The 13,880-nt window shown below is 71.7% G+C and carries 13 protein-coding genes; all 13 read left to right on the top strand.

All coding sequences use genetic code 11. From position 1 onward, the window contains the following. Positions 1 to 590 (top strand): DUF11 domain-containing protein (locus CTZ28_RS16315; protein ID WP_147481157.1); only part of this gene is annotated, 590 nt, incomplete at its 5' end. Positions 591 to 1,026: 436 nt separating this feature from the next. Next, positions 1,027 to 3,081: an oxidoreductase gene (locus CTZ28_RS16320; RefSeq protein ID WP_121890141.1), complete on the top strand. Its 2,055-nt coding sequence runs from the start codon at positions 1,027 to 1,029 to the stop codon at positions 3,079 to 3,081. A gap of 383 nt (positions 3,082 to 3,464) precedes the next feature. Continuing rightward, a complete protein-coding gene (locus CTZ28_RS16325; protein WP_121890142.1) occupies positions 3,465 to 4,541 on the top strand; it encodes a class I SAM-dependent methyltransferase in 1,077 nt (358 codons plus the stop codon). 7 nt (positions 4,542 to 4,548) lie between these two features. Beyond that, complete coding sequence (locus tag CTZ28_RS16330) at positions 4,549 to 4,860, top strand: hypothetical protein (RefSeq protein ID WP_121890143.1); 312 nt, start codon at positions 4,549 to 4,551, stop codon at positions 4,858 to 4,860. After that, positions 4,860 to 5,261, top strand: a complete 402-nt coding sequence (locus CTZ28_RS16335; RefSeq protein WP_121890144.1) for a nuclear transport factor 2 family protein — start codon at positions 4,860 to 4,862, stop codon at positions 5,259 to 5,261. The genes CTZ28_RS16330 and CTZ28_RS16335 overlap by 1 nt, the downstream gene beginning before the upstream one ends. A 34-nt stretch (positions 5,262 to 5,295) precedes the next feature. After that, positions 5,296 to 6,411 carry an ABC transporter substrate-binding protein gene (locus CTZ28_RS16340; protein ID WP_121890145.1) on the top strand — a complete coding sequence of 372 codons (1,116 nt, stop codon included), beginning with the start codon at positions 5,296 to 5,298 and terminating at the stop codon, positions 6,409 to 6,411. A gap of 45 nt (positions 6,412 to 6,456) precedes the next feature. Beyond that, positions 6,457 to 7,281, top strand: coding sequence for an ABC transporter ATP-binding protein (locus CTZ28_RS16345; protein WP_121890146.1), 825 nt, complete (start codon positions 6,457 to 6,459; stop codon positions 7,279 to 7,281). 11 nt (positions 7,282 to 7,292) lie between these two features. Next, positions 7,293 to 8,186 carry an ABC transporter permease gene (locus CTZ28_RS16350; protein ID WP_259471654.1) on the top strand — a complete coding sequence of 298 codons (894 nt, stop codon included), beginning with the start codon at positions 7,293 to 7,295 and terminating at the stop codon, positions 8,184 to 8,186. Further along, positions 8,183 to 8,974, top strand: coding sequence for an SDR family NAD(P)-dependent oxidoreductase (locus tag CTZ28_RS16355; RefSeq protein ID WP_121890147.1), 792 nt, complete (start codon positions 8,183 to 8,185; stop codon positions 8,972 to 8,974). Before CTZ28_RS16350 ends, CTZ28_RS16355 begins: the two co-directional genes overlap by 4 nt. 28 nt (positions 8,975 to 9,002) lie before the next feature. Then, on the top strand, positions 9,003 to 10,364 hold the full coding sequence (locus CTZ28_RS16360) for a M20/M25/M40 family metallo-hydrolase (protein ID WP_121890148.1): 1,362 nt from the start codon (positions 9,003 to 9,005) through the stop codon (positions 10,362 to 10,364). Further along, positions 10,361 to 11,659: an Ohr family peroxiredoxin gene (locus CTZ28_RS47695; RefSeq protein WP_121890149.1), complete on the top strand. Its 1,299-nt coding sequence runs from the start codon at positions 10,361 to 10,363 to the stop codon at positions 11,657 to 11,659. Before CTZ28_RS16360 ends, CTZ28_RS47695 begins: the two co-directional genes overlap by 4 nt. A gap of 81 nt (positions 11,660 to 11,740) precedes the next feature. Beyond that, positions 11,741 to 12,559, top strand: coding sequence for an IclR family transcriptional regulator (locus tag CTZ28_RS16370; protein WP_121890150.1), 819 nt, complete (start codon positions 11,741 to 11,743; stop codon positions 12,557 to 12,559). Beyond that, positions 12,556 to 13,800, top strand: a complete 1,245-nt coding sequence (locus CTZ28_RS16375; protein WP_121890151.1) for a CaiB/BaiF CoA transferase family protein — start codon at positions 12,556 to 12,558, stop codon at positions 13,798 to 13,800. The genes CTZ28_RS16370 and CTZ28_RS16375 overlap by 4 nt, the downstream gene beginning before the upstream one ends. Positions 13,801 to 13,880 lie beyond the last annotated feature (80 nt).

Raw genomic sequence — 13,880 nt, forward strand, 5'->3', positions numbered from 1 at the left:
GTGACAACGACCAGGTCGACTCCAGTGGTGAGACGTCGGGCAACCCGTTCCCGGCCGTCGAGGTCACCCCGAAGGGCGCCGGCCAGAACGACCACGGTGCCGACTTCGGGTTCACCAACCCGCAGGCCGACCTGTCCGTGATCAAGATCGGTCCGGCCAAGGTCGGTCCGGGCGAGGACATCGAGTACCAGATCATCGTCACCAACAACGGGCCGAACACCGCCACCCGCTGGACGATCACCGACCCGCTGCCCGACGGGGTCACCAACGCCCGTACCTCCAACGCCGACTGCGGTATCGCCGCCGGCACCCTGACCTGCAGCGGTGGTCCGCTGGCCGTCGGTGAGAGCCACACCATCACCGTCCGCGCCAACGCGCCGATCCCCCAGCAGACCGTCGTCCTCGACAACTGCGTCAAGGTCACGGGTACGGAGCCCGACCCCAACATGGACAACAACAACTCCTGCGTCCAGACCGAGGTCCCTGGGATCCCGGTCATGAACCCGGCCATCGGTGGCGCGGCCGCCGCGGCCGCCCTCGGCGGCTTCCTCCTGATCCGCCGCCGCCGCAACGCCGGAGCCGCCGTGTAACAAGCCACCAACCCTCTCTCCACTGGAACCGAGCGGTCCCTCCTCTGCCGACATGCGCAGGGGAGGGACCGCCCGTTTCCGATGACGGCCGCGCCCCCCGTGGGCCGTTGTGCCGGAGCGGAGGCCGGGCGTCCAGGTAACGAATGCGGCCGGTGGTCGACAATCAGATGCGGCGTCCGCGCGGTGCGCGCGCCCCATCGCCCCGCGTGCTCATGGCCCTTGACGGAATCCCCACCTGCGGTTTCCCCGTGGTCCTGTCGGCCCGGTCGTCCAGGCCGCCGAAGAAGCCGAAATCGGCCAGATGTTAACAAGATAAGTTACCCGTGAGTCTCGATTGACCCGGCAACTGGCGCTTCCTAGTGTTCCGTTCAATCGAACGGCGTACCTGCCACTGGAACAGCGGCGGGTGCGGGTTTTCGGAGAGGAGGGGAGCAAGGTGACATCATCGGACGTCGAGATCCTGCTGTCGCCGTTCAACCTCGACCGGGTCCGCTTGCGCAACCGGGTCTTCGTGCCCGGCCATACGACCAATTTCGGCCATGACAACCGCCCCACCGCACGCCACGCCGCTTATCATGCCGAGCGCGCCCGCGGCGGAGTCGGCCTGATCATCACCGAGGGCATCCGGGTCCACCCGACCAGCGCGGGCCGGCACATCAGCCTCGGCAGCTTCGACGACTCCTCGGTCCCCGCCTACGCCGCCATCGCCGACGCGGTGCGGCTCCACGGAACCCACCTGTTCGCCCAGTTGCTCCACACCGGCCGGCAGGCCAACGGGGACGCCACCCGCACCGCGGCCTGGTCGCCGGGCACCACCCCCTGGGCCGCCGGGGTGCACATCCCGCACGCCATGGGCCGTAAGGACATCTCCGCGGTGGTCCACGCCTTCGGCGCCGCCGCCCGGCGGATGCAGCAGGCCGGCTACGACGGCGTGGAGATCCACCTCGGCCACGGCCACCTGATGGAGCAGTTCCTGTCGCCCTTCACCAATACCCGCACCGATGCCTACGGCGGCAGCCTGGAAGGACGGCTCCGGTTCACCCGCGAGGTGCTGGCCGAGGTGCTGGCGCGGGCACCGGGCCTGCCGATGGGCATCCGCATCAGCGCCGACGAGTTCCTGCCGGGCGGGCTCACCCCGACGGACATGGTGGAGATCGTCGGCCTGCTGCGGCGCGACTTCCCCCTGCTGTATGTGCACGCCAGCCACGCCGCCTACCACGGCAGTTACTCCCTGGGCACCCAGATGGCGGACATGAGCTTCGCCCACGCGCAGTTCCGCCACCACGCGGCCCTGTTCAAAAGGGAGTTCCCGGATCTGCCGGTGCTGGCCGTCTGCCGGCTGGACAGCCTCCCGGAAGCGGCCGAGGTGCTCGCCGCCGGGGAGGCGGACCTCGTCGGGCTGGCCCGGCCGCACATCGCCGACCCGCACCTGGTGCGCCGCGCCGAGGAGGGCCGTCCGCACGACGTACGCTCCTGCGTCGCCTGCAACCAGGGCTGCGTCGGACGGCTGGAGGCGAACCTGCCGATCGCCTGCGTGGTCAACCCGGAGGTCGGCGCCGAACGGGAGTGGGCCCGCGTCAGGGCCGTGCCGCACCCCGGCGACGGCTCCGACGCCCCCGCCACCACCCGGCGCGTGCTGGTCGTCGGCGGCGGACCCGCCGGGATGGAGGCCGCCCTGGCCGCGTACCGGGCCGGCTACGAGGTCACCCTCGCCGAGGCCGGCCGGGCACTGGGTGGGACGATCTCCGTCGCGGCCACCGTGCCCGGCAGGGAACGGCTCGGCCTGCTGGTCACCGACCTGGCCCGCGAACTCGCCGACTGCGCCGTGGCCGTACGGCTGGGCGACCGGGTCACGGCGGCCGAACTCCTGCCCGGCGGGCGGCTCGACGGCTTCGACGACGTGATCGTGGCGACCGGCGCACGCCGGGCGAAGCGCCGACTGCCCGGCGGACCACCCGTGTTCGACGTGCTGGAGGCGGTCGCCGCGCTCGGTGACGACGGCTCCCCGCTGCGCGGCACCGTGCTCGTCCGCGACGAGCAGGGCACTTGGGCCGCGGCCTCCCTCGCCGAGGCGCTCGCCCGCGCCGGCGCGCGGGTGCACATCCTGTCACCCACCGCTTCGTTCGCCTCGAAGATCACCACCTACTCCAAGCTGGCGCTCACCAGCCGGCTCGGGGAGCTGGGGATCAGGCCGCACCTCATGCGGGACGTGGCCGCCGCCCGGGGGCACACCGTCGTCCTGCGCGACACCCTCGGCGGCCACACCGAAGAACTCACCGGCGTCACGGGCATCGTGGACGTGGGACTGCCGGTGGCCGACGACGGACTGTACCGGGCGCTGGACGCCCGGGACGACGCCCCCCGCGTCCATGTCGTCGGCGACGCCAACGCCCCGCGCACCGCGCTGGAGGCCGTGTACGAAGGCCGGCTCGCCGGAACCTTCCTGACCGACGCCGTCAGCGGCGCCGGACTCCTCGCCCAGCTCCGTTGACGACCGCCCCCGGTCGCCCCGACCTCAGGCCCCAACACCGCCACGCCGCACGCAACGCCCCGCCGCTCGACCGGCTCACCGGTCCGTCGAACGGCCGGCGGATCCACAGGCCCACCCCGGTGACGGGCAATCCCCGTCGCACGCCGGTCTCCTGACGCTCCCTCATGTCCCTTGGCATTGCCTGACGTTCACTCGGTCGCACCGGACCGCTCCCGCCGCCCGGCCCGCTCCGCACGCCGCGCGGGCACCGGTCCGGGGCATTGCGCCTGGCGCCCCCGTCGCATCCGCACCTGCCGGCACGGCCCCGGACGGCCGCCGCGTCCTCCTCGGGCCGTTCCCGGCTCCGCACGCCCCGGCCGACCCGTCCGAACAAGGAGAGAAACATGATCGACATCGAGGATCAGCTCACCCTCGACGAACGCTCGTCGGTGGACTTCATCCTGGCGCTGCGCAAGCGCTGGTCCGACACCGTCTACCCGGCCCTCGCCGAGGAGTACGCGGCCACCGGCCCGCTGGCCGGCACCGTGGACGGTGCCACCGACCGGATGCGGGAGCTGAGCCTGTACCCCTGGTACAGCCACCTGGAACGGGTGCAGCAGAAGATGCTGTGGAAGACGGTCGGCGAGGCCGTCGTCAACCGCGGCGACAGCCTGCGCGAGCAACTGGACGAGGTCCCGGGCGCCCCCAAGGGGCGGCTGGTGCTCGACCCCGGCCTGGAACTGCCCGGCTGGTACACGGACTACGACATCCACATCCAGCCCGGCAGCTTCTACTCCGACGACCTGAGCGGCTACGTCTACGAACTGGGCGCCCGGATCGTGATGCTCCGCGACAACGACGGCTACAAGTTCCACCGGCTGTTCACCGAGACCGCACTGCCCGAGACGCCCGGCGCCACCCGGATCGTCGACATCGGCTGCGGCTTCGGCAAGAGCACCCGCCCCCTGGTGGGCAGATACCCCGGGGCCGAGGTCATCGGCATCGACCTGGCCGCCCCCGGCCTGCGCCTGGCACACGCCGAGGCCGAGGCCGAGGGTGCCGCCATCACCTACCTCCAGGCGGACGGCCGCGCCACCGGCCTGGAGGACGGTTCCTGCGACGTGGTCACCGGCACCATGGTGCTGCACGAGATGCCCACCGAGGCCGTCCGCGAGATCGTCGCCGAGGCGGCCCGGCTGCTGAAGCCGGGCGGCACCATGAGCTTCCTGGAATTCCAGACCACCGGCGACCCGTTCCGCGACGCCACCATCTACGAACACGCCGAGCGGAACAACGAGCCTTTCTTCCGCCACCTGTTCGCCACCGACCTGACCGGTGTCTGTGCCGAGGCGGGCCTGAGCGACGCCCACTGGACGCCGTTCGACGAGCGCCGCGAGGGCAAGCGCCCCGACGGCTGGGGGGACCGCCGCGAGTGGCACTTCCCCTGGGCCGTCCTGACCGCCGCCAAGCCGGAGAAGTGAGGCCAGCGTGACCGAGGAATTCGACTACTTCCACGACCGCAACACCGGCAAGCTGTTCGACCTGCTGCTCCAGGTCAGCACCGAACTGCACGTCACCAACCAGCGCCTGCACGCCATGGAGGCCCTGCTGGTCCGGCACCGGGTGCTGGCCGGTGGCGAACTGGACGCCCTGGAACCCACCGAGGACGAGCAGCGCGCGCTGGACAACCGGCGCGAAGCACTGATCGCCCGGCTGATGCGGATCATCACCGAGTCCGGGCCGGCCGAGCGTCCGCTGCGTGACCAGTGGGAAGCGACCCTGGACAAGCGGGCAGGCTGATGACCGCCGTGCCGCTCACCCCCGCCGCAACGGTCGACAGGTACCTCCAGCTCTGCGAGGACCGCGACCTGGACACGGCCGGTGCGCTGCTCGCCCCCGGAGCCCTGATGGTCTTCCCCGGGGGCCACCGCTACGGCTCCCTCCCGCAGATGGCCACCGCCCAGCACGGCCGGTACCAGTGGGTGCGCAAGCACCGCGACCGGTACTTCGAGGGCCGGACCGAGGACGGTCTGGTGACCGTCACCTCGCTCGGCACGCTCTACGGCGAGGACGGGGCCGGAGAACCCTTCGAAGGCATCCGTTACGCCGACGTCTTCGTGCTGCGCGACGGGCTCATCGCCGAACAGCACGTCTACAACGATCTCGCCGGGAACGGGACCGGCGCCCCGGTCAGCGACTGACAGGCCCACTCCACGAACAGCAGAGGTACCGCACATGAAGCACGCCCTGAGACTCGGCGCCGGCGCCGTGGTCCTCTCCGCCATGACCGCTCTCACCGCCTGCGGCGGCGCCGACTCCGCACAGTCCGCCTCGGGGAAGGGGACCGCGACCCTCGACATGGCCATCGCCTCCGCCGTCATCGGCCCGAAGGAGGAGGTCGCCACCTATTCGGTCGCCAAGGAAGAGGGTTTCCTCACCGAGGAGAACCTCGACGTCAAGACCATCAACACCGACGGCTCGGTCGCCGCGGTCCAGGCGGTCGCCTCCGGCAGCGCCGACATCACCCCCGCCGACGCGAGCGCCATCCTGGCCGCGCGCGAGAAGGGCGTCCCGGTCGTGGCCGTCGGCGGCCTGGTGCAGAACTGGCCCTGGCGGATCGCCACCCGTCCGGGCAGCGACGTCAAGAGCGCGGCGGACCTCAAGGGCAAGAAGATCGGCGTCATCAGCCTGGCCTCCGGTTCGGCCCCGTACGCCCGTGCCTTCGCCGAGGACGCCGGCCTGGACCCGCAAAGGGACGTGGACCTGGTGCCCGTCGGGGTCGGCAGCCAGGCGCTGTCCGCGCTGGAGGGCGGCAAGGTGGACGCGCTGGCGCTGTACACCCAGGCGTACACCACCCTGGAACTGAGCGGCAAGAAGTTCACCTACCTGGAGAACGGCGAGCGTTTCGACGGCATCCGCTCCCTGACCTACGTAGTGCGCACGGACACCCTGCGGAAGAAGCGGGACGAGATCATCCGCTTCCTGCGGGCCTCCTACAAGGGGCTGCTGTTCTCCGCCGTCAACCCCGAGGCCGCCATGCGGGACGGCTACACCGTCTTCCCGGCGATCCTCTCCGGCAAGCAGGCCGACGACCGGATCAAGGACGACACCGCGATCCTCGAAGCCTGGGTCAGGACGGCCGTCCCCGCCGAGGGCGAACCGGAGTCCTACACGGACTGGGGTGCCGTCAGCGAGGCGGCGTGGAACAGGACCGCCGCCTACATGAAGTCCTCCGGGACCATCGCCAAGGCCCCGGATCTCAAGGAGATGTGGGACGACAGCCTGCTCAAGGACGTCAACGACTTCGACGCGGCAGCCGTGATCAGCAAGGCGAAGAGCGCCGCCGAGTAGCGGCGGGGGCGCCAGGAGCAAGGAGACAAGGAGGCCACCGTGGTCATGAAGAGCCTCGGTCGTCGCCCGGGTGTGGCAGCCGCACCGGACGTCGATGAGAACCACTGGATCGAGATCGACGGACTGCACAAGATCTACCGACCCCGCAAGTCCGAACCCACCCACGCGTTGTCCGACATCGAGCTGAACGTCAGGCGGGGCGAGTTCATCTCGGTCGTCGGCCCCTCGGGCTGCGGCAAGACGACCCTGTTGAAGATCCTCGCCGGGCTGATCCCCAAGTCCGAGGGGACGGTCCGGGTCGCCGGGCGTGATGTGCACGGACCGCTGCCCGAGGTCGGCATGGTCTTCCAGGCGGCCACCCTGCTGCCCTGGCGCACCATCCTGCAGAACGTGATGGTGCCGGTCGAGGTCCAGCGTCTCGACCGGTCCGTCTACCGCGAGCGGGCCGCCGCGCTGCTGCACATGGTCGGGCTCGACGGGTTCGCCGAGAAGTACCCGGACGAGCTCAGCGGCGGCATGCAGCAGCGGGCGGGCATCTGCCGGGCCCTGGTCCACGACCCGGCGGTGCTGCTGATGGACGAGCCGTTCGGCGCGCTCGACGCCATGACCCGCGAGTACATGAACGTCGAACTCCTGCGTATCTGGCGGGAGAGCGGCAAGACCGTCGTCCTCGTCACCCACTCCATCCCCGAAGCGGTGTTCCTCTCCGACCGGGTGGTCGTCCTCACCCCCCGCCCGGGCCGGATCGCCGAGGTCATCGACATCGATCTCGAACGCCCGCGCGACCTCAGCGTCATGGCCTCGGACCGGGCCGGCGTCCATGTCGAGCGGATCCGCACGCACTTCAACGCCCACGGCGTGATCGACTGATGAGGCCGCTGATGACGACGACGAAGGAAACCCAGGACGACGACGCCGTCGGCGCCGGACGCGATGCCCCGCACGCCGGTACGCCCGCGGCCGGAGCCCTCAAGGCGCCCGCCGCCCGCCGCCGGCGAGACCTGCGGGACCACCCCGAATGGGTGCTGGTGCCCGGCGTCTTCGTGCTCGTGGTGCTGGCCTGGGAGTACCTGGTCCCGGCCCTCGGGGTGGACGAGTACGTGCTGCCGCGCCCCACCCGGATCGTGGACGCGCTGGGCACCCAGCTCACCGACGCCCTGTTCTGGACCCATATGAAGGTCACCCTGCTGGAGTCGGTGTACGGCTTCGCGGTGGGGGTCGCCGCCGCGCTGGTGCTGGGGACCGCGATATCCCAGATCAGGCTGGTGGAGAAGACCCTGATGCCGTACATCGTGGCCTTCCAGACCGTGCCCAAGGTGGCCCTGGCGCCCCTGTTCGTCGTCTGGTTCGGCTTCGGGATGACCAGCAAGGTGGTGATGGCCGCGGTCATCTCCTTCTTCCCGATGCTGGTCAACGTGGTCGAGGGGCTGCGGTCGGCGGACGCCGACCGGGTGCAGATGCTGACCGTCTTCGGGGCGAGCAAGTTCGACGTCTTCCGCCGGGTGCGGCTGCCCAGCGCGCTGCCGTTCATCTTCGCCGGCCTCGACATCGGCATCGTCTTCGCCATCCTGGGCGCGGTCGTCGGCGAGTTCATCGGAGCCAAGGAGGGCCTGGGGTACCTGCTGCTGCAGACCAACTACAACTTCGACATCGCCGGGATGTTCGCGGTGCTGGTGGTCCTGTCGGTCCTCGGCCTGATCGCCCACTTCATCATCCGGCAGGCCCGCAAACGGTTCGCGTTCTGGGCGGAGGACAACACGGTGATCGGCGCATGAGCGACGGTGCGGCTGTCCCCGGCCCGCCGACCGCCCCGGCCGACCCCGTACGGTTCGACGGGAGGGTGGCCCTGGTGACCGGGGCCGCCCGCGGTATCGGCGCCGCGGTCGCGGCCCGGCTGGCCCGGCTCGGTGCCACCGTCGCCGCCGCCGACATCGTCCCCGAGGACCGCTGGGAGGACGCCCTCCCGGCGGACGGCGGCCACACCCGGCACCGGCTGGACGTCCGTTCCGCGGCCTCCTGCCGCCGGGTGGTGCGGGAGGCCGTCGCGGCCCACGGACGGCTGGACCACCTGGTCAACAACGCCGGGATCGTCAGCCGGGGACCGGCGGCCACGATGAGCGAGGAGGATTTCACCCGGGTCCTCGACGTCAACCTCACCGGCACCTTCCGGATGTCGCAGGCCGCCTACCCGGCGCTGCGCGCCGCCGGCCTGGCCAGCGTCGTCAACGTCGGCTCCACCAACGGTCACATCGCGGTCCTCGACACCCTCGGCTACTGCGTCAGCAAGGCCGGGGTGATGCACATGGCCCGCGTACTGGCCCTGGAATGGGCCCCCGACAACATCCGGGTCAACGCCGTCGGACCGACCATCGTGCCGACCGGAATGACCGAGGACGTCCGCGCGGACGAGGCGTACATGGCGGACAAGATGGCGAGTATCCCGCTCGGCCGGATGGCCACCCCCCTCGACGTCGCCCTGACCGTCACCCATCTCCTCAGCCCGGCAGCGGCCATGACGACCGGTCAGACGGTCTTCGTCGACGGCGGAGCCGTCATCCACTGACCACGGCCCCGGAATTGGAGCACCCCGCATGCCCGCATTCGACCTCGACGCCGCCCTCGCAGCGGTGGACGAGCACTTCGACACCTTCGTCACCGAGCTTCAGCAGCTGTGCCGCATCCGCAGCAGACGCCAGGAGCCCGAACAGATGGCCGCCACCGCCGAGTTCCTCAAGAACGCGGTGGAACGCCGGGGCGGCACCGCCGACGTCATCGCCTGGGAACACTCCCACCCGTACGTCCTCGGCGAGATCGGCGGCGGTTCGCCGCGCCTCCTCCACTTCAACCACTACGACGTGGAGGTCGAGCCCACCGGCGACGACGCCGACTGGATCAGCCCGCCGTACGCGGCCGAGATCCACGACGGCCGGCTCTACGCCCGGGGGGTCGCCGACGACAAGGGCGCCCTGATGTCCCGGGTGCACGCCGCGGCCGCCTGGCGGCTCTCCGGCCAGCAGCCCCCGGTCACCAGCCGGTACATCATGGAGGGCAAGCAGCGGCTGCACAGCCCCGGACTCGGGAGCTTCGTCGCGGCGCACGCCGACCGGCTCACCGCCGACGCCGCCCTGTGGGAGAACTCCTGGTGCGACGGCGCGGGGCGCCCGCTGCTGAAGCTGGGCGAGAAGGGCATCCTCTACCTCCGTCTCACCTCCACCACCCTGACCCGCGAACTGACCAGCCAGAACACGGCGTTGCTGCCCTCGGCCACCACCCGGCTGACCGCCGCCCTGGCGACCCTCGCCCACCCGGACGGCACCCCCGCCGTCAAGGGCTTCGCGGACGACGCCCGGGTTCCCACCGACGCCGAGCGTGCCCTGCTCGAACGGATGCCGTTCGACGGCGCGTTCCTGAAGCACCGGGCGGGCGTCGCCGCCTTCAAGGGCGGCCTGAGCGACACCGAGGCCGCCGTCGCCATCCGTACCGTCCCGACCCTCACCATCACCGGCATACAGGGCGGAGACAACACCGACGACATCACCCTCGGCATCCCGGCCACCGCCTCCGCCAAGGTCGAGATCCGCCTCGTTCCCGGCCAGGACCCCGAGCGGGTGCTGACGGCGGTCCGCTCACACCTCGCCGACGGCGGCTTCGGGGACATCGCCGTCGAGGTGCTGGCCACCAGCCGCTCCCACATCACCGACCACACCGATCCGTTCGTCGCCCTGGTCGCCGAGACCGCCCGCGTCGCCTACGACGCCGAGCCGCTGATCGAGCCGTACACCCAGTGGATCGGCAACCAGGGTGTGCTGGCCGGAATACCCATCGTGGGCGTGGGTGTCTCGCGCGCCGACGCCGGCATCGACGGCCCGAACGAACACATCCGCCTGGAGGACTACCGCATGGGCGTCAAGCACATCGTCAGGATCATGGCCGCCATGGCGGTGACCGCATGAGCACCGCCACCCCCACCGCCCCGCACGCCACCCACCTGCGGGGCACCTCCCGGCGCGGCTACCTCGAACTGCCCTGGGGCCAGGTCCACTACCGCCGCTCCGGCGAGGGCGACGGCCCCGCGCTGGTCGTCGTCCACCAGTCGCCGCTGTCCTCGGCCACCTACGAGCCGGCCATGGCCGCGCTCGCCGCGCACGGACTGAACACCGTCGCCCTCGACATCCCCGGCTTCGGGATGTCGGACGCCACCCCCGAGCAGTGGTCCATCCCCGAGTACGCGACGGCACTGTGGCGGATCGTCGACGAACTCGGCCTGGACCAGGTGCACTTCCTCGGCCAGCACACGGGCGCGATCATCTGCGCCGAGGCCACCCGCCGGCGGCGCGACCGGGTGCTGAGCCTGATCTTCCAGGGCATTCCGCTCTACGACGACGAGGAGCGCGCCGAGAAGGCCGCCCACTACGCCCCCGGATACACCCCCGCCCCGGACGGCGCCCATCTGAAGGTCGTGTGGGACCGGATCCGCGGGCTCTACCCGGGCATCTCCGCCGAGTCGTGCAGCCGCCAGGTCGCCGAATACCTCAGCGTCGGCCCGGACTACGGTGTCGCCTACCGCGCGGTCTTCGCGCACCGGCCGGACACCGCCGCGCTCAAGGGCGTGCCGACGCTGCTGCTGCACGGCGGCGACGACGTACTGGACCGGATGAACGACGTGGTCACGGCGGCCTTCCCGGACGCCCCGCTGGTCCGGATCGAGGGCGGCGGCGACTTCGTCGCCGAGGAGCGGCCGCAGGAGTTCGCGGACGCCGTCGCCGCCCATGTGCTGGCCCACACGAGCGCCGCCGGACCCGCCGGCGCCCCGGCCGAGCCCGGGTTCACCCCCGTCCACACCGCCGTGGTGGACGTGACGGGCGGCCGGTCCGGCCGGGCCCGTTCCCGCACCGGCGCCCTGGACATCGGCCTGACACGGCCGGCCCGGCGTCAGGACGGCGACGGCGGCACCGACCCCGAGGAACTGTTCGCCGCCGGCTATGCCGCCTGCTTCGGCGGGGCGCTGGGCGTGGCCGGGCGGCGCCGGGGGGTCACCACCGGGCCGGTCACCGTCACCGCGTCGGTCACCCTCGGCGCCGTGCCGGACGGGACCTACGCGATCGCGGCCCGGCTGAGCGTCGGCGCGCCCGAGTGCCCGCAGCGGACCCTGGAGGACCTGGTGGCGCTGGCTCACACCATCTGCCCCTACTCCCGGGCGGTTCGGGGCAACATCGAGGTCACCACCGAGGTGACCGGCGGCTCCTGACGCGGTCGGCCGCCGCCCCACCGCAGTGACCCATTCCCGTCGGCCCGTGTGCGCGGGCCGACCGAACGACCGAGGTTCCCCATGACCATCGATGACGCCGAACAGCAGAGCAGCCGCAGCCGTTCCGGGATCGCCCGTGCGCTCGCGGTGATCGACGCCATTGCCCGGGCCGCCCACGCGCAGGGGGTCTCGGTGATCGCCCGGGAGACGGGGCTGCCCAAAGCGGTGACCCACCGGATCCTGCGCGAGCTGGTGGCCGGGAACTTCCTCGCCTTCGACGAGGACACCAAGGTCTACCGGATGGGCCCCGGCGCCCTGAACATCGGGCTGGCCGCGATGCGTGAACTCGACATCGCCTCCGTCGCCCACCGCCACCTGGTCGCGCTGTCCGGGCGGACCGGCCAGACCTCGACGCTCTCGGTGCGGCAGGGCTGGTCCCGGGTCTACGTCGACCAGGTCCTGTCACACCAGGAGATCCGGATGTCCGTGGCGCTCGGCACCAGCCACCCGCTGCACGCCGGTTCCTCCTCCAAGGCCATCCTCGCCGCCCTCCCCGACACCGAGGTGGAGGACTACATCACCCACCACAGCCTGGACGGCGTCACCGACGCCACCATCACCTCCGCGGAGACCCTGCGCGACGAGATCTCCGTGATCCGGGCCGCCGGCTACGCGGTCAGCGTGGGGGAGCGGCAGGTGGAGGCGGCCAGCGTGGCCGCCGCCCTGCACGGCCCGATCGGACAGGTCGTCGGCTCGGTGTCGGTGTGCGGGACCAGGGCCATGTTCGAGGAGGCCAGCAGCAGCCGGCTCGGCGAGTGGGTCGCCCGGGCCGCCGCCGACATCTCCGCCGACCTCGGCGCCGTGCGGGACACCGCCGGGGAACGAAAGGACACACCATGACCACACCGGCGCAGGCCGTTCGCGGCGAGGGTACGCCGGCCGCGGCCACCGGTCCGCTGCGCGGCATCCGCGTCATCGACGCCTCCACCATCCTGGCCGGACCGCTGTGCGCGCAACTGCTCGGCGACTTCGGCGCCGACGTGATCAAGATCGAGCACCCGGTCGCCGGGGACGGGATGCGCGGCCACGGCGAGTCCAAGGACGGCGTACCGCTGTGGTGGAAGGAGATCTCCCGCAACAAGCGCACCGTCGGCCTCAGCCTCTCCGACCCGGACGGCGCCGCTCTCCTCCGCCGCCTGGTGGAGCGCGCCGACGTCCTGGTGGAGAACTTCCGCCCCGGGACCCTGGAGCGCTGGGGCCTGGGTCCCGAGGTCCTGCACGGGATCAACCCCGGCCTGGTGGTGGTACGCATCACCGGCTTCGGGCAGAGCGGCCCCTACGCCTCCCGGGCCGGCTTCGGCACCCTCGCCGAGGCCATGAGCGGTTTCGCCCACCTCACCGGTGAGCCCGACGGCCCGCCCACCCTCCCGGCCTTCGGCCTCGCCGACACCATCTGCGGGATCGCCGCCTCCTCGGCCGCCACCATGGCGCTGTTCGCCCGGGAACGCGACCCGCAACACCGGGGCCAGGTCGTCGACATGAGCCTCATCGAGCCCATCATGGCCGCCGTCGGCCCCGCGCCGACGGTCTACGACCAGCTGGGCATCGTCGGACAGCGGCACGGCAACCGCTCCACCAACAACGCCCCACGCAACACCTACCGCACCAGCGACGGCCACTGGGTGGCCGTCTCGACCAGCGCCCAGCGGATCGCCGAACGGGTGATGCACCTGGTGGGCCACCCGGAGGCCGTCGAGGAGGAGTGGTTCGCCACCGGCGTCGGTCGGGCGGCCCACGCCGACCTGCTGGACGGCCTCGTCGGCGGCTGGATCGCGGAACGCACCCGGGAGAAGGTCATCGCCGAATTCACCGCGGCGGGGGCCGCGGTGGCACCCGTCTACGACGCGCGGGACCTGGCCGGGGACCCCCACATCCGGGCCACCGGCATGCTCACCACCGTCCAGGACGAGGACTTCGGCCCGCTGCTGATGCACAACGTCATGTGGCGGATGTCGCGCACCCCGGGGGAGATCCGCTTCACCGGGCGCGCGCGGGGCGCCGACACCGACGAGGTGCTCGCTGAACTCGGCGTTCCACCGGGCGACGTGGCCGCACTGCGGGAACGGAAGGTCGTCTCCTGAGCGCCGACACCCCCGGGTCCGCGAGCAGGTCCGGGGCCGTGAGCACGGACGCGGCCGGCACCGGGCGGACGGCGTCAGCA

This window comes from Streptomyces shenzhenensis (assembly GCF_003688995.1).
Taxonomy (GTDB): Bacteria; Actinomycetota; Actinomycetes; order Streptomycetales; family Streptomycetaceae; genus Streptomyces; species Streptomyces shenzhenensis_A.

Excerpts from the sequence above, each read along its gene's own strand:
- CTZ28_RS16325 (WP_121890142.1), top strand. The coding sequence starts at position 3,465 with ATGATCGACATCGAGGATCAGCTCACCCTCGACGAACGCTCGTCGGTG.
- CTZ28_RS16335 (WP_121890144.1), top strand. The coding sequence starts at position 4,860 with ATGACCGCCGTGCCGCTCACCCCCGCCGCAACGGTCGACAGGTACCTC.
- CTZ28_RS16340 (WP_121890145.1), top strand. The coding sequence starts at position 5,296 with ATGAAGCACGCCCTGAGACTCGGCGCCGGCGCCGTGGTCCTCTCCGCC.
- CTZ28_RS16345 (WP_121890146.1), top strand. The coding sequence starts at position 6,457 with ATGAAGAGCCTCGGTCGTCGCCCGGGTGTGGCAGCCGCACCGGACGTC.
- CTZ28_RS16350 (WP_259471654.1), top strand. The coding sequence starts at position 7,293 with ATGACGACGACGAAGGAAACCCAGGACGACGACGCCGTCGGCGCCGGA.
- CTZ28_RS16355 (WP_121890147.1), top strand. The coding sequence starts at position 8,183 with ATGAGCGACGGTGCGGCTGTCCCCGGCCCGCCGACCGCCCCGGCCGAC.
- CTZ28_RS16360 (WP_121890148.1), top strand. The coding sequence starts at position 9,003 with ATGCCCGCATTCGACCTCGACGCCGCCCTCGCAGCGGTGGACGAGCAC.
- CTZ28_RS47695 (WP_121890149.1), top strand. The coding sequence starts at position 10,361 with ATGAGCACCGCCACCCCCACCGCCCCGCACGCCACCCACCTGCGGGGC.
- CTZ28_RS16370 (WP_121890150.1), top strand. The coding sequence starts at position 11,741 with ATGACCATCGATGACGCCGAACAGCAGAGCAGCCGCAGCCGTTCCGGG.
- CTZ28_RS16375 (WP_121890151.1), top strand. The coding sequence starts at position 12,556 with ATGACCACACCGGCGCAGGCCGTTCGCGGCGAGGGTACGCCGGCCGCG.